28 protein-coding genes and 1 tRNA gene are annotated in these 22,336 nt (G+C 61.5%); 5 read left to right on the top strand and 24 right to left on the bottom strand.

Going from position 1 to position 22,336, the window contains the following annotated elements:
- Positions 1-20: 20 nt before the first annotated feature.
- Together rpmB and CRO18_RS12385 are read right to left on the bottom strand one after the other, a co-directional pair.
- The gene (gene rpmB / locus CRO18_RS12390) at positions 21-308 is read right to left on the bottom strand and encodes a 50S ribosomal protein L28 (protein ID WP_076483842.1); all 288 of its coding nucleotides are present in this window, start codon (positions 306-308) and stop codon (positions 21-23) included.
- Positions 309-436: 128 nt separating this feature from the next.
- Positions 437-1,132, bottom strand: coding sequence for an NAD-dependent deacylase (locus CRO18_RS12385; RefSeq protein ID WP_097082344.1), 696 nt, complete (start codon positions 1,130-1,132; stop codon positions 437-439).
- 28 nt (positions 1,133-1,160) lie between these two features.
- Here CRO18_RS12385 and CRO18_RS12380 point away from each other — a divergent pair, with 28 nt between their 5' ends.
- A complete protein-coding gene (locus tag CRO18_RS12380; RefSeq protein WP_097082343.1) occupies positions 1,161-1,610 on the top strand; it encodes a low molecular weight protein-tyrosine-phosphatase in 450 nt (149 codons plus the stop codon).
- On the opposite strand, the gene CRO18_RS12375 is transcribed toward CRO18_RS12380, so the two are convergent.
- Together CRO18_RS12375 and CRO18_RS12370 are read right to left on the bottom strand one after the other, a co-directional pair.
- Positions 1,595-1,894 (bottom strand): hypothetical protein, encoded by a 300-nt coding sequence (locus CRO18_RS12375; protein ID WP_076483839.1) that lies wholly within the window; start codon positions 1,892-1,894, stop codon positions 1,595-1,597. The genes CRO18_RS12380 and CRO18_RS12375 overlap by 16 nt on opposite strands.
- Positions 1,895-2,059: 165 nt before the next feature.
- The gene (locus CRO18_RS12370) at positions 2,060-2,248 is read right to left on the bottom strand and encodes a heavy-metal-associated domain-containing protein (protein ID WP_076483838.1); all 189 of its coding nucleotides are present in this window, start codon (positions 2,246-2,248) and stop codon (positions 2,060-2,062) included.
- 128 nt (positions 2,249-2,376) lie between these two features.
- Between CRO18_RS12370 and lepA the strand changes: the two genes are divergently transcribed.
- A complete protein-coding gene (gene lepA, locus CRO18_RS12365; protein WP_170952656.1) occupies positions 2,377-4,176 on the top strand; it encodes a translation elongation factor 4 in 1,800 nt (599 codons plus the stop codon).
- A gap of 50 nt (positions 4,177-4,226) precedes the next feature.
- On the opposite strand, the gene pdxY is transcribed toward lepA, so the two are convergent.
- The 11 genes from pdxY to CRO18_RS12315 form a co-directional block, all read right to left on the bottom strand.
- On the bottom strand, positions 4,227-5,078 hold the full coding sequence (gene pdxY, locus CRO18_RS12360; RefSeq protein WP_097082393.1) for a pyridoxal kinase: 852 nt from the start codon (positions 5,076-5,078) through the stop codon (positions 4,227-4,229).
- A 190-nt stretch (positions 5,079-5,268) separates the two neighbouring features.
- Entirely contained in the window at positions 5,269-7,209 is a 1,941-nt protein-coding gene (locus CRO18_RS12355; protein ID WP_097082341.1) for a hypothetical protein, read from the bottom strand.
- Between the two features lies 1 nt (position 7,210).
- Positions 7,211-7,369, bottom strand: a complete 159-nt coding sequence (locus CRO18_RS18845; protein WP_170952655.1) for a hypothetical protein — start codon at positions 7,367-7,369, stop codon at positions 7,211-7,213.
- Between the two features lie 410 nt (positions 7,370-7,779).
- Positions 7,780-7,853, bottom strand: a tRNA-Cys gene (locus tag CRO18_RS12350).
- An 88-nt stretch (positions 7,854-7,941) separates the two neighbouring features.
- A complete protein-coding gene (locus CRO18_RS12345) occupies positions 7,942-8,961 on the bottom strand; it encodes a tyrosine-type recombinase/integrase (protein WP_097082340.1) in 1,020 nt (339 codons plus the stop codon).
- Positions 8,958-9,161 (bottom strand): hypothetical protein, encoded by a 204-nt coding sequence (locus CRO18_RS12340; protein WP_097082339.1) that lies wholly within the window; start codon positions 9,159-9,161, stop codon positions 8,958-8,960. Before CRO18_RS12340 ends, CRO18_RS12345 begins: the two co-directional genes overlap by 4 nt.
- Before the next feature lie 6 nt (positions 9,162-9,167).
- Positions 9,168-9,746 (bottom strand): hypothetical protein, encoded by a 579-nt coding sequence (locus CRO18_RS12335; RefSeq protein WP_143128639.1) that lies wholly within the window; start codon positions 9,744-9,746, stop codon positions 9,168-9,170.
- Between the two features lie 83 nt (positions 9,747-9,829).
- On the bottom strand, positions 9,830-10,087 hold the full coding sequence (locus CRO18_RS12330; protein WP_097082337.1) for a hypothetical protein: 258 nt from the start codon (positions 10,085-10,087) through the stop codon (positions 9,830-9,832).
- Positions 10,084-10,302 (bottom strand): hypothetical protein, encoded by a 219-nt coding sequence (locus CRO18_RS12325; RefSeq protein ID WP_097082336.1) that lies wholly within the window; start codon positions 10,300-10,302, stop codon positions 10,084-10,086. Before CRO18_RS12325 ends, CRO18_RS12330 begins: the two co-directional genes overlap by 4 nt.
- Positions 10,299-10,538, bottom strand: a complete 240-nt coding sequence (locus CRO18_RS12320; RefSeq protein WP_097082335.1) for a hypothetical protein — start codon at positions 10,536-10,538, stop codon at positions 10,299-10,301. Before CRO18_RS12320 ends, CRO18_RS12325 begins: the two co-directional genes overlap by 4 nt.
- Positions 10,539-10,554: 16 nt before the next feature.
- A complete protein-coding gene (locus tag CRO18_RS12315; protein ID WP_097082334.1) occupies positions 10,555-10,707 on the bottom strand; it encodes an Arc family DNA-binding protein in 153 nt (50 codons plus the stop codon).
- A 98-nt stretch (positions 10,708-10,805) separates the two neighbouring features.
- Here CRO18_RS12315 and CRO18_RS12310 point away from each other — a divergent pair, with 98 nt between their 5' ends.
- A complete protein-coding gene (locus tag CRO18_RS12310; RefSeq protein ID WP_097082333.1) occupies positions 10,806-11,141 on the top strand; it encodes an Arc family DNA-binding protein in 336 nt (111 codons plus the stop codon).
- Positions 11,142-11,340: 199 nt separating this feature from the next.
- Here CRO18_RS12310 and CRO18_RS12305 read toward each other — a convergent pair whose 3' ends face one another.
- The 9 genes from CRO18_RS12305 to CRO18_RS12260 form a co-directional block, all read right to left on the bottom strand.
- Positions 11,341-12,405: a phage portal protein gene (locus CRO18_RS12305; protein WP_097082332.1), complete on the bottom strand. Its 1,065-nt coding sequence runs from the start codon at positions 12,403-12,405 to the stop codon at positions 11,341-11,343.
- A 1-nt stretch (position 12,406) separates the two neighbouring features.
- Positions 12,407-12,961, bottom strand: coding sequence for an HK97 family phage prohead protease (locus CRO18_RS12300; RefSeq protein ID WP_097082331.1), 555 nt, complete (start codon positions 12,959-12,961; stop codon positions 12,407-12,409).
- Positions 12,961-14,220 (bottom strand): phage major capsid protein, encoded by a 1,260-nt coding sequence (locus CRO18_RS12295; protein ID WP_097082330.1) that lies wholly within the window; start codon positions 14,218-14,220, stop codon positions 12,961-12,963. The genes CRO18_RS12300 and CRO18_RS12295 overlap by 1 nt, the downstream gene beginning before the upstream one ends.
- Positions 14,205-14,558: an HNH endonuclease gene (locus CRO18_RS12290; protein WP_097082392.1), complete on the bottom strand. Its 354-nt coding sequence runs from the start codon at positions 14,556-14,558 to the stop codon at positions 14,205-14,207. The genes CRO18_RS12295 and CRO18_RS12290 overlap by 16 nt, the downstream gene beginning before the upstream one ends.
- Complete coding sequence (locus CRO18_RS12285; RefSeq protein ID WP_097082329.1) at positions 14,555-16,207, bottom strand: terminase large subunit domain-containing protein; 1,653 nt, start codon at positions 16,205-16,207, stop codon at positions 14,555-14,557. The genes CRO18_RS12290 and CRO18_RS12285 overlap by 4 nt, the downstream gene beginning before the upstream one ends.
- The gene (locus CRO18_RS12280; RefSeq protein ID WP_097082328.1) at positions 16,204-16,515 is read right to left on the bottom strand and encodes a head-tail connector protein; all 312 of its coding nucleotides are present in this window, start codon (positions 16,513-16,515) and stop codon (positions 16,204-16,206) included. Before CRO18_RS12280 ends, CRO18_RS12285 begins: the two co-directional genes overlap by 4 nt.
- Positions 16,516-16,642: 127 nt before the next feature.
- Positions 16,643-17,920, bottom strand: coding sequence for a helicase RepA family protein (locus CRO18_RS12275; RefSeq protein WP_097082327.1), 1,278 nt, complete (start codon positions 17,918-17,920; stop codon positions 16,643-16,645).
- 190 nt (positions 17,921-18,110) lie between these two features.
- Positions 18,111-18,518 (bottom strand): hypothetical protein, encoded by a 408-nt coding sequence (locus CRO18_RS12265; protein ID WP_097082325.1) that lies wholly within the window; start codon positions 18,516-18,518, stop codon positions 18,111-18,113.
- A 96-nt stretch (positions 18,519-18,614) separates the two neighbouring features.
- Positions 18,615-19,685, bottom strand: coding sequence for an ABC transporter substrate-binding protein (locus CRO18_RS12260; protein WP_097082324.1), 1,071 nt, complete (start codon positions 19,683-19,685; stop codon positions 18,615-18,617).
- A gap of 456 nt (positions 19,686-20,141) precedes the next feature.
- On the opposite strand from CRO18_RS12260, the gene CRO18_RS12255 reads away from it, so the two are divergent.
- Both CRO18_RS12255 and CRO18_RS12250 read left to right on the top strand, forming a co-directional pair.
- Complete coding sequence (locus CRO18_RS12255; protein ID WP_097082391.1) at positions 20,142-20,792, top strand: protein-L-isoaspartate O-methyltransferase; 651 nt, start codon at positions 20,142-20,144, stop codon at positions 20,790-20,792.
- A gap of 120 nt (positions 20,793-20,912) precedes the next feature.
- Positions 20,913-22,301: a TolC family outer membrane protein gene (locus CRO18_RS12250; protein ID WP_076483820.1), complete on the top strand. Its 1,389-nt coding sequence runs from the start codon at positions 20,913-20,915 to the stop codon at positions 22,299-22,301.
- The last annotated feature ends 35 nt before the right edge of the window (positions 22,302-22,336 follow it).

Here is a 22,336-nt window from a genome sequence, read left to right as displayed (position 1 = left end):
TGCACAGATCAAGGAAGCGATCAGGCCGCGGCTTGCGCCTTCAGGATGGCTTTCTTGATTTTCAGCGCGTTCGAGGAAAGCTCGGCATCCGAGGCTTTCATCAAGAAGGCGTCGAGGCCACCACGGTGATCGACGGTGCGCAGGCCAGCGGCCGACACGCGCAGCTTGAACGATTGGTTCAGCACGTCAGAGATCAGGGTGACGTCATTCAGGTTCGGCAGAAACCGGCGACGCGTTTTGTTGTTCGCGTGGCTGATGTTGTTGCCCGACATCGGGCCTTTGCCGGTCAGTTCGCAGACGCGCGACATGGCGATGTTCCTTCGTTTCCTCGGGCACTCGCGGCCCACTTCCAATACTGCGAGACCCGCTAAGCGCGGTTCCCGGAAATCCGTTCGCGGGGCATAAGGGCAAAGCCGCCCCGCGTCAAGCGATTCATCTACCCCTGCGCCAGCATCTCGCGCACCCAAGCCGGAACCACCTGCGTGGCGGGGCCGTGACGGGCCTCGTCAAACATACGCGTCCCGGTCGAGGGCTCAAGGTTCAATTCCAGCGTCGGCACGCCCGCATGCATTGCATCAGCCACAAAGCCCGCTGCCGGATAGACATTGCCTGAGGTGCCAATCGAGACAAACAAGTCCGCTCGGCGCAGGGCAGGCCAGATTTCCTCCATTCTATAAGGCATTTCGCCAAACCAAACGATATCGGGCCGCGTTGCGGGTTTGCTGCAAGCGGGGCAGGGGTCTTTGGCGCTCATTTCTTGGGGCGCGGGCCAGCGATGGCTGCAAGCCGCGCAAAGTGCGCCATTCAGCGTGCCATGCATATGGATCAGATTTTGCGTGCCAGCCCGTTCATGCAGGTCATCGACGTTTTGCGTCACCACCAAAACCTGATGCCGCCCATCAGCCTCCAACTCGGCCAAAGCCAGATGCGCGGCATTGGGTTGCGCCGCTGCGGCGGCGGCCCGGCGGGCATTATAGAATCGCTGCACCAAAACCGGGTCGCGCGCGAAGCCCTCTGGCGTGGCGACCTCTTCGATTCGATGCTCTTCCCAAAGCCCATCGCTGGCGCGGAAGGTGCGAATCCCGCTTTCTGCTGAAATCCCCGCCCCGGTGAGAATCACGATTCTAGCCATGCGTTCGATCCTTCGCTAAAACAGCCCCATGCGTATCTTGTTTCTTTGCCTTGGCAACATTTGTCGTTCCCCCGCAGCGGAGGGGGTGTTTCGCAAAATGGCGCAAGACGCCGGTTTTGCGGTGGCGCTTGATAGTGCCGGAACGGGGGGCTGGCATGTGGGCGATGCGCCCTATGGCCCCATGCAATCGGCAGCGGGTCAGCGCGGCTATGACCTGTCTGATCTGCGCGCGCGGCAATTGGCGCCGGCCGATTTTTATGAGTTCGATATGATTCTGGCGATGGATCGGCAAAACCTGCGCGATGCACAGGCGGTGATGCCGACAGATGCCACCGCCCGGCTGGAAATGTTCTTGCAAGGGGCGCAGGGCACGTCAGAGGTGCCCGACCCTTACTACACGCGCGATTTCAACGGCTGCCTCGACATCATCGAGGCAGGGTCAAAAGCGCTGCTCGCGCGGCTTCAGGGGGCGCAATAAGCTTCGGCGGTTTCCGCGAAGCCTTTGTAGCGCAGCCAGAAATCTTCATCCGCCGCGCGGCTCGACATGCGGACTTCTTGCGCCATGTCGGGTTCGGCAAAGAACTTCGCGGCGCGGCGCTGGTCCGATTTCGACAGCACATGATCGGCCACTTGCTGAATACAGCCGCACAGCGCGCGGTCCGAGGTGCGCCCAGCTTTCAAGCAAGCGGTATCAATCGGCCCGGCATGTGCCATGGCTGTCCCAGCCAGAACAAACGCCGTAGCGGTGAGAAGATGTTTCATCTGCTGCCTCTGATTTGCGGGAGGTTCGGTGCCAAATCCCTTGAATTTGACGCTATTTCTAAGGGATCTGGCAACAGGGCACAATTGTCTCGGCAATAAATTGCCAAGTTCAAAAGGTCAGGTCAGATGTTGCGGCAGCGACGCGATATCCCCCAACCTATTGAGTCAGGCGATCACCTCTGCCTCATAGCCCGCCGCTTTCAGCGCCGCGAGCACGGTTTCTTCGGGCAGGCCATTCACCTCGACCTCACGGTCTTCAAGGCTCACCAATGCGGTGCCACCCACTTCGGTGATGGCGTTTTCAACGGCCGATTTGCAATGGCCACAGGTCATGTTCGGGACGGAAAGGATCATTGGGCACCTCCGGGGCTTCATGGCGCGATTGATCCGCGAAGCGCTTGGCATGGTCAATGGCAATTTCGCGTCATCACACGCGTGCATGCCCCCTTCCCGGACCCTTTATTTGCGGCTATATGCGCCGCATGAACAAGCTCGATCACATCCGCAATTTCTCCATCGTGGCGCATATCGACCACGGCAAATCCACGCTGGCCGATCGTCTGATCCAGATGACGGGCACAGTGGCGAGCCGGGAGATGAAAGAGCAATTGCTCGACAGCATGGATATCGAGCGCGAGCGCGGTATCACCATCAAGGCGAACACCGTGCGGATCGAGTATCCGGCGAAGGATGGGCAAACCTATATCCTGAACTTGATCGACACCCCCGGCCACGTTGACTTTGCCTATGAGGTCTCCCGCTCGATGCGCGCCGTCGAAGGCTCGCTTTTGGTGGTTGATGCTTCGCAAGGTGTGGAAGCGCAGACCCTCGCCAACGTCTATCAAGCGATCGATGCAGGCCATGAGATCGTGCCGGTTCTGAACAAGATCGACCTGCCTGCCGCCGACCCGGAGGCTGTGAAGGCGAACATTGAAGATGTGATCGGCATTGACGCCTCGGATGCGGTGCCGATTTCGGCGAAAACCGGCCTTGGTATTCCCGATGTGCTTGAAGCCATCGTGCAGCGCCTGCCCGCCCCCGAAGGGGTGCGCGATGCGCCGCTCAAAGCGATGCTGGTCGATAGCTGGTATGATGCCTATCTTGGCGTCGTCGTGATGATCCGCGTCATGGATGGGGTGGTTCGCAAGGGCGACCAGATCAAGATGATGCAAACCGGTGCAGCCTACCGCATCGATAAGCTTGCCGTGCTGAAGCCGCGCATGGTCGATATTGCGGAGCTTGGCCCGGGCGAGATTGGCGTGTTCACCGCCTCGATCAAACAGGTGCGCGACACGCGCGTGGGCGATACGATCACCCATGAGAAAAAGCCCTGCGACAAACCCCTGCCGGGCTTCAAACCCGCGCAGCCGGTGGTGTTCTGCGGCCTGTTCCCGGTCGATTCCAACGATTTCGACGCGCTGCGTGACGCGATTGAAAAGCTGGCGCTGAATGACGCCTCGTTCAGCTATGAGATGGAAACCTCCGCCGCGCTCGGCTTTGGCTTCCGCTGCGGCTTCTTGGGGCTGTTGCACCTTGAGGTCATCCGTGACCGGCTTGAGCGCGAATATGATCTTGATCTGATCACCACTGCGCCGAGCGTTGTGTTCAAGCTCTACATGAAAGACGGCGAGGTGCGCGAATTGCACAATCCCGCCGATATGCCCGACCTTACCTATGTTGATCATATCGAAGAGCCGCGCATCAAAGCCACGATCATGGTGCCGGATGAATATCTGGGCGATGTGCTCAAGCTTTGCCAAGACCGTCGCGGCATTCAGCTCGACCTCACCTATGCGGGCACCCGCGCGATGGTGGTTTATGACCTGCCGCTCTCGGAGGTCGTGTTCGACTTTTACGACCGGCTGAAATCGGTCACCAAAGGCTATGCGAGCTTTGACTATCAACTGGCCGAATATCGCGAAGACTATCTGGTGAAAATGTCGATCCTTGTGAACGACGAGCCGGTGGATGCGCTGTCGATCATGGTTCACCGCGACCGCGCCGAAAGCCGTGGCCGCGCGATGGTCGAAAAGCTCAAAGACCTGATCCCGCGGCACATGTTCAAAATTCCGATCCAAGCCGCCATTGGGGGCCGGGTGATCGCGCGCGAAACGCTTTCGGCAATGCGCAAAGACGTGACGGCGAAATGCTATGGCGGCGACGCAACCCGGAAGAAAAAGCTGCTCGAAAAGCAAAAAGCCGGGAAGAAGAAGATGCGCCAGTTCGGGAAAGTGGAAATCCCGCAATCGGCCTTCATCGCTGCGCTTAAAATGGACGAATGATCTCAGACCCCGCCCTTGGCGGGGTCAAGTCTTTCTGGAACACTTTCGGATTAGGGCTGCGTTCCCAAAGACAACAGTTCTTGCCGGAAGCTGGGTTCGCTCAACACAACTTCCCCGGCGCCCAAGGCCTCCGCATGGGCGAGTGAGCGGCCCACAAGCTTCTGCGCCATTTCTACCGCTTGCGGCAGGCGCATCCCGCGGCCCAGCCCTGCAATAATCAGCCCGGCAAACAGATCCCCGGTGCCGGGCTTGGCGATTGGCAGATATTCGGCGGCAAGGCGCGTTGTGCTCTCCGGGCTCAGAACCACGCTCTCGATTTGCCCTTTGGGCGTGTCCTGCAACCGGCAGCCGGTGGCGACCAGATGCGCCGCTGGGGCCAGCGCCAATTGCGCGCGCGCCGCCTCAAGGTCTTCCAGACGGGTGATGCTTTGTCCCGTCAGCCAAGCCAGTTCAAACGGGTTTGGGGTGGCAATATCGGCCAAGAGCAAAAGCCGATCCCGCAGCACATCGGCAATGGTTTCGGGCACATAAAGTCCCGGCCCCTCATCACCCAGAACCGGATCGCACAGATAAATCAGCTTTGGGTTCAGCGCTTTCGCCTCGGCAACAAAGGTGGCCACCTGCTCGGCCACATCGCGCGACCCAATATAGCCGGTCAGCAAGAAATCCGCGCGTTGTGGCAACTCGCGCTCATGCGCCCCGCGCAGCAAATCGGCAAAGAACTCTGGCGGCAAGGCTTGGCCGCGCAGGGTGGGGTAGTCGGGGGTATTCGAGAAGACGACCGTCGGAATCGCCGCCACCTCCAGCCCCGCCGCCTGCATCGGAAACAGCGCCGCCGAATTGCCGACATGGCCAAAGACGACTTGGCTCTGAATCGAAATCACAAAAGGAGGCTGCATCATGCGCGAAGCTCCCGCAGGCTTGAAAACCAAAAAAAGGGGTTCCCTCGCCATAGACCCGTGGGCACGGCGGTTCAACCGCGAGGTTGGGGCTTCAAAGCCGCTTGGCATCCGACAAACCACCGAAAAGCGCCCATGGTGCGCGCCCGCCATGCAACAGGCGGGCGCGCAATCTTCAGCGCTTCAGATGGGATCAGCCGATCTCATACATACCCGCAGCGCCGCCCGGTGCCTCGCTTGCGTTCAAGAAACGGTAAAAACGCGAGTGTCCGGTCGCGAGCACATCATTCACGCCGCTAAGATTGAACAGCGGCGCATAGCGAAGCGGGGCATCTGCGACAGAGCTGTTGTCATGCGCGAGCGTCATGGCGCTGCCGCTTTGGTTCATGATCTGCAACACCATCCCCGCGCTCGGGTTGCGCACTTCGTTGACAAAGCCCCCCGGCGCGCTGCGAATCTGGCAGCGCATGAACGCCCCGATATCCGTAGACGTACCCACATAGACATCTGGTTTGTTGCCGTCCGAAATAAGCTCAGAATAGTCCACGTCGCTGTCGCCATTTGGCCATTGGGCCAGCGTATCCATGTGGCAATTCGTGATCACGCCTTTGATCTTGAACCCTGTCCGGGTGAGCGAGTTGATCCGGGCCCCGGATACGGAGCCCGTAAAATCAAGATTGCGCCAATCAATGCTGCGCGCGTCATCATCTTTCTGTGCTTGGAACTCAAAGGCAACGTCAGAGCTGTTGGCGTTTCCGCCGCCGTGCCAGATGTGGTGACGATCAGAAAGAACGATCACCTTTTTGCAGTTGTCAAATTTGACGTTGTAGAACTCGATCGGTTCGGCCGTGCTGTCACCGGTGACGTAAAGTGGGATCGTGTTCGGGCTGTCCGACATATGCAGCCCATCAAAGACAATCCGGTTCGGATTTGTAAGCCCTTGATAGCCATCTACGATCCCAGTTGAGGATTGCAGCCCAATCACGCGGCCATTCATCAACACGGGCTTCGGGAAGACGAAAGCATTCACCCCCCCAGCAGGTGCCCCGAGGCCGATCAAATCCCACCAGTTTAACACGGTGTATCCCTGCACGGTGACGGTTTCACAGCCATAGAATTCTAGCGCCGACCCTTTCGGGCTGCCTTGGCGACATTCAACACGTATGTTCTCCAGCACAACATCGCCGCAACGGGCGATCTCAATCCCGTCACCGGCCATCTGGAAATCTTCGTCGAGGACGTAGCAGGGTGTTCCCGTCACCTGATCAAAACCTGCGATCTCCGGCCCCTCACCGCAGTTGGTATAGGTGATCTGGCCGAAATGAACGCTCCCGCCGCGCGCTATTGCGGCGCTAATGTCGATGGGGTTTGAAAAACAATCGCCAATCGTGCCGGTGCCCATAAATTCATAGCGGCCACCGGGCGTGCTGCCTTTAAACAGCACGCAGCATCCCCCCGCACCCGCTTGGGAATAGCCCCCCGTCCAACCGGGCTGGCCGTTTTTGTTATTCGAGATGGCCCCATCCACCTCAAAGCGAATGCCAGAGCGCGCGACATCGCCTGCAAACAGATAAACTGGGCCCGTCGCGTCGGTCTGCGCACCATCGGAAAGTTTGAGCGTGGCGCCGGGGCCAACGATCACGGTCGTTTTGTCGGAGGTCATGTCGACGCAACATTTGCCCGCGCCATAGGGGTTGTTTTTGCTCACGCCAAACTCGTAAGTGCCCGGCGCCGAGAACACCAGCGCCGCACCACCGAGGCGCTCAATCGCCGCCATCGCAAAATTGGCAGGGGGCGAGTTGTCGCCCACGGCGGTCCCGCCGCCAAATTGCTCAATGCTCAACCGCCCTTTGTCGGGCAAAGCATAAAGCTTGGCGGCGTAAGACAGGTCGGCGTCGGTCGCGCCAGATGCCGCAACGGTGTAAGCCCCGCAACCGATCACGTCGATCACATCGCCCGCCGCCACGGTGATTTGGCCAGCCGTTGCCCCTGAATACACAAGCCGTGTCGCCAGTTCGACAAAGCTTGCGAGCCGGTACGGCGAGCCAGCCAACGCCAAGTCACGCGCCGCCGTGATCTGCGCGATCAGCCCGTCGCCAGAGATGGTTTCAATCGGAAATGAGGTGATCGCCATATCACTGCGCCTCCAAAACATATGCCGCACCCGCGGCGTCCACGACGATTGCGCCGTTCATGGTCAGGACACGGGGGAATCCCGTCGGTGTGCTGTTGCTATTTTGGCTGGTTGCAAGGCCGCCCAGCCCAAGGCCGCCCAGCCCGATCATGCGTTGCATCCTTGCCCCCCGATCTGCTGGCCGGGGGCGGGGATTAGGCGGCAGTGCTGCCGATTGTGGCAGGTAGGCCCCACCCGTTTTGCCCGTCCTGCGCTGGTGCACAGAGTGCTCTGAAAGCGGTTGCTCATCATCAACTCCTTGGGTCGTTGCGGAGGAAAGCTGACAGAGCCAGATTGATGCTCTGCAAACGCACCGTGCGGAGCTTTGGTCACGAAGGAATAAGGCGTTAATTCAGATCTTTAAGTGCAAAGTCGGGGGGGCTGGGGACGGGCAGCCAAGAGCCGCACGCGCGTTACGAATCGCGTATGGCCGCCACAGAACCCGATGCGGGCAAAAGGCAAACGGGACGCGAACGCGCAATTCAGCGCGTGAACCGATTTTTGCCGTGTCCGAGAAATGCTTGGGAGATTTGGAGGCGGGTACCGGAATCGAACCGGTCTTCACGGATTTGCAATCCGCTGCGTAACCTCTCCGCCAACCCGCCTCGCTGTTGTGTTCCTTAGTTTTTTCGAAGGGCACGGTCAAGCGGTTATCACTCCGGTTATCACGTTCTTGTTTCGGTTCCGTTCTGTTCATCTGCGCTTTTCCCGCGCTTGGCGGGCGCGCATGATCTGCCGCGCCTCGCCCGCATACTTGCGAACCATCGCCTTCGTGGAGTGACCAGAGTAACTCATGATCTCGTCGTCTTCGCAGCCCGCCCAAGCCAGTTCCATCACGCCGCGATAGCGCATGGCGTGCAGGTCATAGGCCTCAAGGCCAAGGCGCTGCCGTTCGGCAAGCATGATCTCGGCCAAGCGGCGATAGGTCATGGCGCTGCCGTCCTGCTTGCAGATGATGAAGCGGTTCGGCATCGGAGCGTAAGGCAGGGCGGCTTTGGCTGCGTCCAGAGCGGCTTTCAGGGCTTCGGTGCAGGGCAGAACCAAAGGCATGTCGCTTTTGTTCTGGCGCAGGGTCAGGGAGCCATCGCCGGTCGGGTCATAGTCTCCCCAGCGGAACCCAACCCAATCGCCGGGACGCTGGACAGTGCCCACGCCGATCTCGAAAATCAGCCGCTCAAGCGGCCCAGCTTCGGCCCGGAATTTCGCAATTGCAGCATCGGTCCACGGCACATGCGGCTGTTTCTTGCCCTTCGGCACCTTGAGCCGCTCAATCCCAACTGCCGGGTTGTCGGTGAGCCAGCGCAGCCGCAGCACCTCTTTGGCGATCATCGAGACCGCCACGGGAATGTAGTTTGCGAATCGGACCCGATGCTTGTTCGCATCCATCGCGGCGTAGATGTCCGCAGCCGTGAGGCGCCGCACATCGTGTTTGCCGATCTTGCCTTCGAGGTATTCCAGCACGGGTTCGAGGTCTTGACGATAGCGCGGCGAATGATCGGCCCAGCGATCAGAGGTCCGAAGAATCTTGATCGCCGCCGCCCAGGAGCGCTTCGCCTCTTGGGTCTTGCCGGTCATGACTTCCCAATACTGCCGGTCAAATTCGGCTGTGCCCTCGGGTGCCGTGAAGCGGTGCAGGTATTTGCCGCCCCGGTAGAAGTAGACGAAGCCCGGCTTCGTCTCGCGCACATAGCGTTTGCGGCCCTCTTTTCTCACCAGTCGATACCCCCGTCGATCGCATCGCCGCGCCCGATCTGGCGCAGCGCCTCGGCTTCCCAGCGGATCACGCCGGGGGCGATTTCCCGCCCCTTCGGCAGGTGCCCCCCATCCACCAGCGCGCGAAATTCCGGCACCGGCATGTCGAGCAGCGCGGCGGCAGTCTTTTCGTTCGCAAGGATCGGGGTCAGGTTCGCCATGCGTGGTTATTCCTCCATCGTCTCGCCGATGTAATCGCGGCCTTTTCCGAAGCCCAAAAGCAGAACGGCACGTCCGTTCATGATCGTTACGCGCTTCACTTGATCTTCCCAATGGCTCGGATTTCCGGCCTTGAAGCGGAACAGTGTCGCCCCGCCATCTTCCCCACCGGATTGAATTTCGATCTCGGGCCAGTTTCTCACGAATAAGATATTTACGTTTATGGCAGTTTTTCGCGCGGCTTTGTTGTCTTCGCCTTTCGGGTGGGTGTGGATCACTTCAAAGAGGGAAGTCAGATACTCACCCGCGCTGAAACTGATATGCTTGGGCGCACCTTCCGGCACACCGGCAAGCCTTAAAGAAAGGTATCTTTCGACAGTCTCGGCAGCATCTTTGATCTTTGGTTCAAGGCAAACAGCGGCAAAAAGTGAAACGATGTGAAGCCGCGTAACCTGCGCAATAGCGCGGCCCCGGCTCTTGGGCAAAAGGCCCGCATCAATCAGTGCGCGCGCATAGGCGTTCACCGTCTCCACGGGTTCTTGCATGACCTCCGCCACGTCTTCCACAAGTTCCGATACGCTCGCCATGCTGCAAACCTCCATATTGGTTTTGACTTTACGCAATCCAAAATGAAATTGCAAGCGCGGGAGCATATCGGGTTGGCAATTCATCACGCCGCCGCCTCGGTTTTCTCAGCCCACAGCCCGCGCTTGGCATCGCGCTGCAAAAATTCCGCGCCTGTGTCTAAGAGGTCCGAAAGTTCTTCGGCCAATTCCAGCACGGTTGCTGCGCAGTGACGCGCATCCCTCCCGCTTGTCTCGTTTTCAAGCGCAAGGCGAGCGGTGCAGATCAGGGCAGAAACGGTGCCAGCCAAGGGGACGGCAATATCGCGCGGGTCAGCGGTGCGCAGTTGGTCGAGCGTGATCATTGGGCACCGCCTTTTGCAATCTTGTCCGCCTCGGCTTCACCGATCAGGCGTTCGAGAGCCGAACGAGCCGCCTCAACTTCTTCGGGCGTAAAGTCGGGGAACGGGATGGGCTTGACGGTATAGCCCAACTCCGAGAGGGCAAGGCAGAGGTCGGCCACCTCAACTTCTTCGCCGTCGATGATCGCGACGCCCTTTTCCTTGTTGACGGTGATCATTGGGCACCGCCTTTCACCAGATCGGCGGCAAGGGCAAGACGGGCGCCTATGTCGTCAACCTTGTTAACAGCCTGAGCGCAAGCAAATGAAATGGCGTTGTTTTCGTCGGTCGGGTTATGTTCCGTTGCCATTTCTACTAGGGTGACGATGCTGCGAACATCGTGCAGGGCGTCCCTTGCATCGTTGATCCTGTGCAAAACTTCATCGGTCGCGCAGGCGCGTTTTTCTTGGGTCATGGTGTTTGTTCCTAGGTCAGTTGGCGGGTTCGGTGCGCTTCATGGCGGCCAAGAGCACTTGGACAACTTCCGAGTTTTGGGAACGCCCGTTCCGCTCGGCCTCGGCCTTGATCCAAGCCTTGAGGTCAGCGGGCAAGCGAAGCTGCATCGGTTTGCGGTCGTGTGTCATTGGTTCACCCCTTAGTGGCACCGTGCCTGCAAGGTGGCACCGTGCCTTTATTCCGTCAAGTGCAAAGTTGTGGCACGGTGCCACGAAAAGAGGTGACCATGGCGATTCCGACCAATCGAGACAGTGATAAATTCGTCATTCGGCTTCCCGAGGGGATGCGCGACAGGATCAAGGCCGCAGCGGATCAGAACAACCGCAGCATGAATGCGGAAATTGTCGCCACGCTTGGGGAAGCATACCCTGACCCGGCCCCTTTCGACTGGTATTCGTTCGCCTTCGAGGAATGGACGAATTGCGGGCGCAAGTTGCCAGAGGTCGAGCGGCTGGCATTTGAGGCAAGGATCAACGATCGCCTGTCCGAGGAAAAGGCGCCAGTTCGCATTTCGCTTTCCGAAAAGGACGGTTTAACCTTCCGCCCGATCACCAAAGACTAAGGCCGGGACAGCGCGCGGCGTGCCCCGGCCCCATGATCGGCCCCGGTCCAACCCGTGCCGATCTGCGCCGCGCCCCCGACGAAAGGAGACCAAGGGGCCGCGCCTTGACGGGGTTTTCGGCCAAGAACCGGGGCACTCTCCGTCTAATCCCAGATGCTTCGGCGGAAGATGAGCGCCGGGCGCATCCTGCCCTATTCGATCACGCCAGCGAGTCGCCGCCGCCCCAGTTCACAGCCTTGAGCGCGCCGCCCAGTTCGTCGGGGGAAAGCCCCAATTCCTTGGCACGGCCCATTGCCTCGATCAGCTGCGAGAGCGCACGCGCGCGGCCCCCTGCATCGAAGGCTTGCAGCGGTCGGCCCACATCAATGAGAACATCGGCGCCCAGTTTTTCGCGGCATTCTTCAGCCAAGAGTTCGGCCATCGGTTGCAGCACCCACCCGGCCAAATGCCGTTGCGCCTCGCGCACCAGCGGCCCTTGAGCGGCTTGGCTGAACAGCGCGGGCAGCACGCCAAAGGCCGCACAGATCGCGCCCCGCGCCGCTTCGAGGGTTTCGGTCGGCATGGCGCGTTGCAGATCGGGCGTGAGTTGGTCGGGCGATCTGCCAAGGTTCGGGTTCATGCCCGCCGCCGTCGCCTGCGCCACGCCCTCCACAACGAGCGAGGAACCGCGCCGCCCTTTGAGCGCCGCGCGCATTGCCGCCATGTCGCTCGCGCTGCCCTCGGGCATGTGTGCGATCTGCGACCCCATCGGCGCGTTTTGCCATGTATCGCGCAGCGCGGTTTCCACCTCTTGCAACAGGCTCGCCGTGAGGCTGGACCGCCGCAGCGGTGCTTGCCCCGTCCAAGGTGCCACCGGATCAACGCCCAGCCGCAAGTGAATGACCTCGCCCGCAAGAACCGTGGTCGAGGTCGAGCCGCCCGCTTCGGAGACGGTGACGCGATAGGCGCGCGGGATGCCGTCGCGGGTGGACAGATCCCAATCGGCGCAGGGGATAAGCCGGTCCCGGATCAGCAACACCGATTCGCCCCGGATCGCCGCAGAGCGGGCAATGAGGGCCATCGTCTTGCGGTCCAGAAGGTCGGTGCCGGTCACATCGGCCAGAGCGAAAGCCGATTCCCAGAGCGTGACGCAGGTTTGAACCGTCGCCGTCAGTTCCGCGATGCCAGAGACGCCCGCGATATAGGATTCGCGCGCCGCCAAGATCGCAGCCGTGTAGCCGGTCGCCACATCGCGCTTTTCCAATTTGCGTTTGAAGGGCCACATGTCAGAGCCTCCACCGATTGAGGGGGTTCACCGCGCCCCGGTAGGGCTGCCGATCTTGATGGGTTTCCCATGCCCGCGCCTCGATCTGTGCAGAGGGATAGGCCGGGACCGTGACCGCAGAGACTTCAAACAGCGCCGCTTGTGTCACCGTGCGCACCAGATCAGCGCCGCGCCGTTCCACCTTGTCGCCGCCGCTCGGCACCCGGAAACCGGGGGAAAGGCCGCGAATGAGGCCCGCCCGATGCGCCGCCAGAAAGTCAGCCGCCCAGGTGGTCGAGGCGTCAACCGTCGCTTCGATCTCCACCGCAAGGTCAGTGCTGCGAAGCCGCAGCGTGCCCGCCGCCGTGCTGGCAAGGGGCTTGGTGTAATCGTGCTGGGCAAGCAGGTGGATTTCTCCGCCCGCTTCGATGCGTGCCCGGAAGGCGTGAGGGGCGAAGACCTCGCGCCGCCCCGGTGCCAGTTCGGTTTCGGCTTGATAGGGGAACCGCGCCGAAAGGTGAGTTGCCCCACCTTCCGCGCGAATTTCCAGCGTTCCGAGATTTCCGCCCCAGAGCATCAGACTTGCACCCCGGTCAGAAGTTCAAGCTGCGCCCCGCGGGCCACGGTCACATCGCAGGTGGTGAGCGCGGTCAAGCGCAGGCCACCCGAGGCCGCATCGCTGAACGGATCGCGGATCAGGTCCACCGCGCCCCACATGCCCACGAAGACCGGGGCAACACCGCCCGCCGAGGTGGTCAAAAGCGAGGTGCAGGCCAAGGGGTCGCCGGTCGGAGCCGCCAGCGCGGTCGAAGACATGACAACGCCGCCCATCTTTTCCGCAAACCTATCAAACTCGTATTTCGGCGCGGCGGTCGCGGTCAGTTGGTCTTCCATGAAGTCCCAGACCTCGGGCCGGATCAGCGCGCGCACATCGGCGGGGGTCGAGGCGGCATTGCGCGTCATGAACCGCACCACGCCGCTGCGATAGGTCGCCCAAGACGCCGCAGCATCAACCGCCGTCGAGGTGATGCCATAGGTCGCCGCCCCGGTGATCACGCCCAGCGGTTGCCCATCCGCGCCGGTGCCGAGGAAGATCGCGCGATCGAGTTCCGCGCCCATCGCCCCGTTCATGTCGCGCCGGATCGCCGCTTCCAGAGCCTCACCCGATTGCAAGAGCGCCTTGCGGGTGACCCTCATTTGAACGCCCATCGTCTGATTGGGGGCTAGCGCTTTGTCGATGGTGCCGTAGGCGGTCGGGTCGGGAATGTTGCCAGTTTCGCCGTTCGCCCAGCCCGCCGTAACGGCAGAGGTCGCAACCGGCCATTCCATCGCACCGGAACCGATAGCGATCATCGCGGCACCCATGCGCGCGGCCACGCTCGCCGGGAAAAGCCGGTCGATGATCGGGCGCGTTTGCATCGGGTCGGGCGTGCCGGTCGAGACGGTTTCACCGGCCCGCGCTTCGAGCGCCAAGAGCGGCACGGGAATGCCGCGATAACCGCCCGCGTTGCGCAGCTCGGTCACGACTTCGGCGGTCTGCCCATCAAGCGCGCGGCCTTCATTCAAGGCCCCGATCACTTGGCGCATTTGAAAGCCCGCGATCATGTCGGACCATTCGCGGCCCGCGCGGGTTTCGAGGTCTGCACCAGCTTCGCGGCGTTCGGTGTCTTCCGCGATCAGGGCGGCGCGATACCGGGTCTCGTTGGTCCGATATTCCGCGTCGAGGGCTTCCATCGCGCGGGTTTCGTCTTCGGTCGGGGTCGCCTTGCCGACAAGGCCCGCAAGGGCTTGGCGGATTTCCGATTGCCGACGCTGAACTTTCAGGCTTTCAAGCATGGGTCGTTTCCTTCATTGAGGGGGAGGGTTTCCGCTGCCAGATCGGCAACGGCTGCATCCCACGCCTTTCGCGCGGGGGATTTCGGTTTGTGCCCGCATTCGATGCGGGTTTTGCGGGTGTGGCAGCGCGGGCAGAGCGCTTGCAGGTTGCGCGGATCAAAGGCCAGATCAGGCCGCAGCCGAACCGGCTGGATATGGTCCACCTCAAGGCGGCGTCGTTCACCGCAGCACCGGCACGCCCAGCCGTCACGTTCGAGGATCTGTTGCCGCAACACCTGCCAGCGGCGGGTTGAGGTGACGCGCTTCGAGTGCCGCGCATATTCCTTGCGCTTGCTCATAGCCATGCCACCCTTGGCTTGCGCTCGGGCGTAGCCTTCATGCGCGCCCCCTGCGCCACGGCCAGCACCGATGCCGCCGCCGCGTCGATCCGGCCAAGGCTTCGGGCCTTCGCCAGCTTGTGGTTGCCTGCCGGATCAACCAGCGTGATTGCATCCGAAAAGGCGCTGCGCAGAAGCATGGAAGGGGCAACAAAGATTTCGCCGTCAAACAGCGCGCGGCGGAATCGCTCAATGTCTTCGGAGCCGTCTTTCCACCCGAAGCCGCGCCAGATGAACGGCACCCGCGACAGGCCCGCCGCGTTCATCGCCTCAACAAATTCGGCATTGCGGAAACGGTCGCCGCAGATGCAGGCCGGTTGCACCCCATCGAGGCGGCGCACCACTTCGGCCAGCCATGCGCCGGGGGGAACCGTCGCCTCGCCCAGAACCGTCAACTCGCCCCGGTCAAACATCTGCGAATAGCGCTCGCCCACGCCGTCAGCCGCGCCCCTATCGGCAAGGCTGGGGGTGCTGGGGAAGGTGCCCACGGCCTCAAGACGCCCCGTCTCGGGCCAGTAGAACGCCGCCGCCGACATGCTGCGAGAGCCGCCCAGATCAACGCCCAGCACGCAAGGCCCCGCCCGCTCGGGCAGTTCATCGGGCGAAACTTCCGCCGAAAGCCATTCGTCCACCGTGCAAAGCACTTGGCGGCTTTCGCTCGAAACCCGTTCATTCCGGTTCAGGTTGCGGAAGCTGGACAGCGCCGAACCGCCCCGCGCAATCGCGCGCCGCGCCTGTGCCACAAGCCAATCGGGCGTTGAGCCGATGCCCTCGGTCGCGCCGGGGTTGGCTTCGAGCAGGCTTTCCAGATCATCGGCAGGCAAGCCAAAGGCGGGCCGGTGTTCCTGAACGAAGGTGCCGGGGGGCGGATCATCGAGCCACCGGGAAAAGGCGTTGGTATCGTCGGGCGCAGAGGTCGAGATGATCAGCGCGCGGCCATCACGTTTGCCAAGGCCCGACAGGATCGCGTTTTCCAACGTCTCGCCCTTGGCCGGTTCCCATGCCGCCCGTTCATCGAGAACCGCCAGCGTCGGAGCGCCGCCCAAGATCGACTTGCCATCGGCAGCAATGACGCGGGCCAGCCCGCCGCCGTTGCCCTCAAACTCAACTTCCAGCTTTGAGCCGCGCCGGATCGTGAAAAGCGCTTGATCCTCTTCGGGCAAGCCTTCGATGTAGCCCACCAAGAAATTGAACGCGGTCCGGGCTTGATCGCGGTTCCGGGCGGCGAAGATGATTTCGCGCTTGGGCTGGGGCTTCGCCTCAAGCGCGCCCGCCAGCTCGGCCAGCGACAGGCCAGCACTCAAGGCGGTCTTGGCGTTTCCGCGCCCGATGGACAAAATTCCAACCATGACGCCATCGGCCAGCGCACCGCGCACGAACCGCTTTTGAAACCCGGCCAGCTTGAGCGGCTTTCCCGCCGTGCGGCCCTCGGGGATGCGCAGTTGAGCAAGGAAGGCCAGCGCCCGGTTCGCCCGATTTTTCCCCCGGATTTTTTTCAGGAGAGAGAATTGTAAACTCAGACCGCCGGTCCCGGCCTCGGCAGAAACCGGGGCATTGGGACCATTCTTGCGCGGTCGCCCCCTCGGGCGCTTGGTCGCGGCCTCGGTCATTCCAGCACCTCGCCCAGCGAAACACCGCGATAGCGCGCGCAGATGCGAGACGCGGCCAGCGACAGCCCAAGCGGTCTATCCCGCTCGGTCGCCCCGCCCCGGTTGTCGTAAAGCATCGCGCATTGGTCATAGATCGCGAAGGCCAGATCATCGGGCAGCGCGCCATCCTCGGGCGCGGTGTAGTTGGCAGCGGCCAGCACATCGCCTTGAGCGGCTTCGAGCATCTGCATCAACGCTGCGTCTTCGTCGTCGCCATCCACACGGGCAACAAGTTTGGCTTGGGAAAGCTGAATGCTTGCGAGGGTCATTGGTGGGCCTCATGGCACAGGCCGCGCGTTACCGCGTTACCTCCCCTATAGGGAGAGGTAACGGTGGTAACGGCTTGGTGCGGCGTTACGGTGTGTGAGAAGTAACGGTTGGTAACGGTGGTAACGGTCATTCCGAGGCCCTCCACGCGAAGCCCTCGGCAATGCAGATCACGCCCGCCTCTTGCAGCTTGCTCTTGGCGCTGTGGAAGGCTTTACGGCTGGCACTTTCGCTTTCCCCGCTGGACAGTGACGCCCCGTCGCAGAAGGTGCGCCAATGATCGAGCGAGACGCATTGCCGATCAGTCGGGAACAGATCGCCGGTCTTGGTGATGCCGTGATGCGCCAGAGCATCCCCGAAGGCTTGCAGCGCAATCTTGGCCTGCCCGGTGATCTTCGGACCGCGTTTTTTAGGGGCTTCGGCAGAGACCAAAACCGCGCTGTTAATGCGCGGCGTAAGCTGCACATCGGTCAGCGTGAAAAATTGCTCGGGAAGCTCGGGCGCGTCCTTCATCTTCGGATTAGAAACCGTGATTTCCTCGCCGTCCTTTTCGACACGAAATTCAAAGTCCAAAGCCCCCTTGAGAACCGTGGAGCCGCGCCCCCGGCCCTTGTCCGAATGCCCGGTATGGTGAACGATGATGATCGTGGTCTTGAGCCAACAGGCCCGCAGATCATCAATCGCCGCGACAAATCCATTCATGTCCTGTGTGCTGTTCTCGTCGCCGCCGCCGAAGTTCCGGGCCAGCGTGTCGATGATGATCAGCGCAGGGGCACCATGCAGCGCCGACAGGCCCGCGACGGCCCGCCCGACCTCGGCAGCCGAAGCACCGTCCAGAAGCTGCGCCGCGCGGTTGGATTTGAACACCGGCAAGCGTGACATGTCTTGCCCGTGGTGCCGCCCCCATGCATGGAAGCGCCGCGCAAGCCCGTTGTGGCCCTCGCCCGCGATATAGAAGACAGAGCCCTGCCGCACCTTGCGCCCGTGAAAGTCACTGCCAGAGGCGACGGAGCAGGCCAGATCGACGGCAAGGAAGGATTTGCCGCAGCCCGGGTCACCGAAGACGACGCCAATCGTCTCGGTCTCGATCATGCCATCAACGTGGTATTCCGGTTCTGTTAGTTCCAAGTCGCCGACAGCGACGAACTCGAACGCCTTACCCTCGCCCCTCGCCGCGCCAGCCTCACCCCGCGCCGGTTCGCCGCCATCCCGAAAGGCGTCGTTGTAGGCGCTTTCGGGCAGCCGGTCGTAATCGTCGCAGCCCGCCGGGGCACTATTCACCGGGGGGTGGACTTGGCGCAGCGGCGCGCGGGTCGAGGTCACACCCTCGCGGCGGTCGCGTTCATTGCGCAATTGCGCGAATGTCTCAGCCGCCCACGGTTCTTTCAGGGGGTCGAAGTCTTCCATCACGCTGCCCCCCGCGCCGGAAAGGGCAGCACAGGCGCAGACCAGATCGCCGCGCCGGTCAGATCGGCCAGCCGCTCGGCATAGGCCAGCGCTTCGCTCAAGCGCCAACGTGAGGCGACGTGCTTTCCCTCAAAATAAATGGCCCGGAAGTTGCGGCCCGTCTTTGGGTCTTGGCAGAGGCGTATCCAGATCACGAAAGCACCCCCGCAAAAGCGTGGTCGATGATCGCCGCAGCTTGATCAGGTCGCAGAGAGTGCAGCGCGGCCATGAGAATTGCCGCCCGCTCGCCCGTGGTCAGCCGCACCGCCCAGACGCTTGCCACCGCCTGCCACGCCTCGGGCGTGTCGAGGATCAGGCCATAACCGAGAAGCTTCGAGGCGCTCTTGTGCGCGGGCTTGGCAAAGGCTTGAATCGGGTTCGGGGTGGAAAAGGCGCGGTTATCACGTTCACCGGGCGTTCCCGGTTTGATCTGATAACGATTTTGGGGGTTTTCGTTGATTCGGCGGGGAAAATGCAGGGATTTGCAATCCGCTGCGTAACCTCTCCGCCAACCCGCCGAGAGCTTGGCCTGATTAGTTATTTCCGAGGGCGCGGTCAAGCGGTTATCAGGCCGGTTTTCGCTTGGTGCGCTGTTCTCGCAGGGGAAAACGAAAGGCGCGCGGGAAGATCCCGCGCGCCAAGGGGCTCTGCCCGATTAGTTCGCCAGCCAAGCGTTGAAACGCTCGTTCAGCTCGCTGTCATTGTCGACCCAGAAGTCGAGGTTGGTTTCGAGCGCGTTTTCCATGTTGGCCGGGTAGGTCGGCAGGTGCGGACCCATGACGGTTTTGCCATCTTTGAAGATGATCTCGCCAGCGTTCGACGAATAGCGGGTCGGGCCGTAGGAGATGTATTGCGCTTGGCGACGCAGACCTTCGGTCGAGGTCGCGAATTGCACGTATTTCAGCGCGTCTTCCAGATGCGGCGCGCCTTTCGGGATCACGTACATTTCGTGTTCGTAAACTTGGCCATCCCACAGCACGACGAGCGGTTTGCCTTCTTCAATGGCGGCGTTGAAGATACGGCCGTTGTAAGCGGTGGTCATGACCACTTCGCCATCGGCGAGGAGTTGCGGCGGTTGCGCACCGGCTTCCCACCAGATCGCGTGATCTTTGATCGTGTCGAGTTTGGCGAAAGCGCGGTCAAGGCCTTCATCGGTGTCGAGCACGTCATAGACTTCCGCAGCCGGAACGCCATCAGCCATCAACGCCATTTCGAGCACGGTTTTCGGGCTTTTCTTCACGCCGCGCGTGCCGGGGAATTTCTCGAGGTCGAAGAAATCGGCAATCGAGGTCGGTTTCTCGTCGGGGAATTTCGAGTCGTCATAAGCCACAACGTTGGCCCAAAGGTCGGTCGAGATGCCGCAATCCATCACCGCGCCGGGCAGGAAGTCTTCTTCCGCCGGGGTGCCGTCGTCGCCGGGCAGCAAAATCGCCGGGTCGATTTCTTCGAGCAGGCCTTCGTCGCACAGGCGCACCGCATCGGCATATTCGAGCAGGGCGACATCAACCGAAACGTTGCCGGATTCGGTTTGCGCTTTCACCGGGGCGGCCGGGTTGTCAGCGTCGATCATCGTGGTTTTGATGCCGGTGGCTTCGATGAACGGTTTGACGTGAGCTTCGACTTCGGCTGCGCCATAGGCGCCGCCCCAGCTCAGAACCACGACTTCGGCCTGGGCGCTCACTGCGAAGCAGGAGGCAAGGACCGTGCTGAGAAGGAGTTTTTGCATCGGTTTTTAGTTCCCTGTGTTTCGAAAAGGGGCGCGATCAAGCCGGGGAGGAGTACGCGGTCTGATCAGTGCCGCTTGCCAACCGGCCCCTTACAAATCCCGGATAATCGGAAGGCTCGGGGTGTGGGTGCGTGCAAAGCGACGTCGAAAGGGTCGTTTGCGGCCTTTCGGCGATCTGCGTTTTGTAGCCCGTTGTATACATTGGCCGGATGCTGGCGGATGGGGCGAAATGCCTGAAATTAGGGCGAATCTAAAACGCCGCAGCGCTGCGGCGCGGGAGACGGGCGAGGCATTCTTCGGCGCCCTGCGACGATAGGTCCCTGCTGTGCCCCTGTTTGCAGCGCCGATCCTGTGCACCATGGTATGCAAAAGCGCCGCATCTGGCCGCTGCGCCGTTGCCCCGTGCTGGTTTCTGTGGCAAAACCGCGCAACAAAACCCCAGACCGAGAGTTCCCCATGCAGGATTTCGCCACCCGCCGCACCATGATGGTCGACACCCAGGTCCGCCCGAACGATGTTACCAAGTTCCCCATCATCGAGGCGATGCTCACGGTTCCGCGCGAAGATTTCGTGCCCGCAGGGCGGCGTGAGGCAGCCTATGTCGGCGAAAATATCGAGTTGGAAAGCGGGCGTGTGCTTCTGGAGCCGCGCAACTTCGCCAAGATGCTTGATGCGATCGACATTCAGCCCGCCGATCTCGTGCTCGATATCGGGGCGGGCATGGGCTATTCGGCGGCGGTGATCGCGCGGATGGCCGAAGCCGTTGTCGCGCTTGAAACCGAAGAAATGGCGCCGAAAGCCGAGGCGCAACTCGCGATTCATGATGTCGACAATGCGGCTGTGGTCGCCGGGGTGCTGGCCGAAGGCGCGCCGCAACACGGGCCTTATGACGCGATCGTGATCGAAGGCGGTGTCGAGACGGTGCCTGCCGCGATTGAGGCGCAACTCAAAGAAGGTGGCCGGATCATCGCGATTTTCATGCAAGACGCGCTTGGCACGGTGCGGCTTGGTCGCAAGATCGACGATGTGGTAGTGTGGCGCGATGTCTTCAATGCCGCAGCACCTTTGCTCGAAGGCTTCACTTTGGCGAAAGAATTCGTACTCTGATTGCAAAACGGTGTTAACCGGGTCATATCGTGGGAGTTGAATGTTTCCCGATAGGTACGCGGTCGCGCCAGAGCATATCCCGCCGCGGCAGTGGTCAGGGCAAAAATGAGGACGAGCGAGATGCGCAAGACATTGAAACCCCTTTTGCTGGCTACGGCTGCGGGGCTGGGGCTGATGGCCGGAACCGTTGCCGCAAGCGCGGAAACCTTGGCCGATGCATTGGTCTCGGCCTATCGCAACTCGCATCTGCTCGAAAATTACCGCGCCACTTTGGCCGCTGCCGATGAAGATGTCGCACAATCGGTCGCCGCGCTGCGCCCGGTGGTGCAATGGGGGTTGGATTTCGCCACCTCGCGCTGCACCTATCCGAGCACCGCGACCTGCACGAGCGACTGGACGGATATTTCCGCAACGCTGGCCGTCAGCGCTAGTTGGACGCTCTATGATTTCGGGCGCACGCAGCTGAGCATCGGCATGCAAAAGGAAACGGTGCTTGCCACGCGTGAGGCTTTGCGCTCGACCGAACAAGATGTGCTGTTGTCTGCCGTGCAAGCCTATGCCGATGCGAAAGCGACGGCCGAACAGGTGGCGATCAACCAAAACTCCGTGCGTGTGATTTCGGAACAACTCAAAGCGGCGCAAGACCGCTTTGATGTGGGTGAGGTGACCCGGACCGACGTTTCGCAGGCCGAGGCTTCGCTCGCCGGGGCGCGGGCATCGCTCGCCGCTGCGGAAGGGAACTACAAGGCGGCGCGTGAAGCGTATAAAGCCGCGATCGGCCATTATCCGACCCGCCTCTCGGCTTTGCCGCGTGCCCCGAGCCTGCCGAAATCTGTTGAGGCCGCGAGCACCACGGCATTGCGGCAGCATCCGACGATCAAACAACTCCAGCATCAGGTCGCGGTGACTGATTTGGCGGTTTCGCTGGCCGATGCGCAGCGTTTGCCCACGATCACTGGCAGTCTTTCGTTCTCTGACCAAGATGGTGTGGGCCATTCGGGTGCGGCGGGCGTGAGCATTGGCCAGACGATCTATTCGGGCGGCAATATCTCGTCGTTGCGCCGCCAAGCGGTGATCCAGCGCGAAGGCACGCGGGCCAGCTTGCGGCAGGCGGGGGTGTCTGTGGCGCAGGGCGTGGCCAATGCCTATGCAATGATCGAGGTCTATCGCGCGCAGATCCGCGCCTATGATCAACAGATCCAAGCGGCCGACATCGCCTATCGCGGCGTGCGTGAAGAAGCGACGCTGGGCGCGCGCACCACGCTTGATGTGCTTGATGCCGAACAGGACCTGCTGGATGCCCGCGCCTCGCGGATTACGGCAGAAGCTGATTTGCAAGTAGCATATTATCAACTTTTGTCGGCTATGGGTCTTTTGACGGTAGAAGACCTCAAGCTCGGGATCCCCACCTATGATCCCGCAGCCTACTACAATGCGGTGCAGAACGCGCCTCTCAGTGTTCAAGGCGAGCGCCTTGATCGCGTCTTGCGGGCCATTGGTAAGCAATAAGCTTGCCTGAGGGGCGCGTTATGGGTGCCGACCTG

The sequence above is a fragment of the Rhodobacter sp. JA431 genome (genome assembly GCF_900217725.1).
Taxonomy (GTDB): domain Bacteria; phylum Pseudomonadota; class Alphaproteobacteria; order Rhodobacterales; family Rhodobacteraceae; genus Rhodobacter; species Rhodobacter aestuarii.
This window is presented reverse-complemented; position numbering and strand designations above follow the sequence as displayed.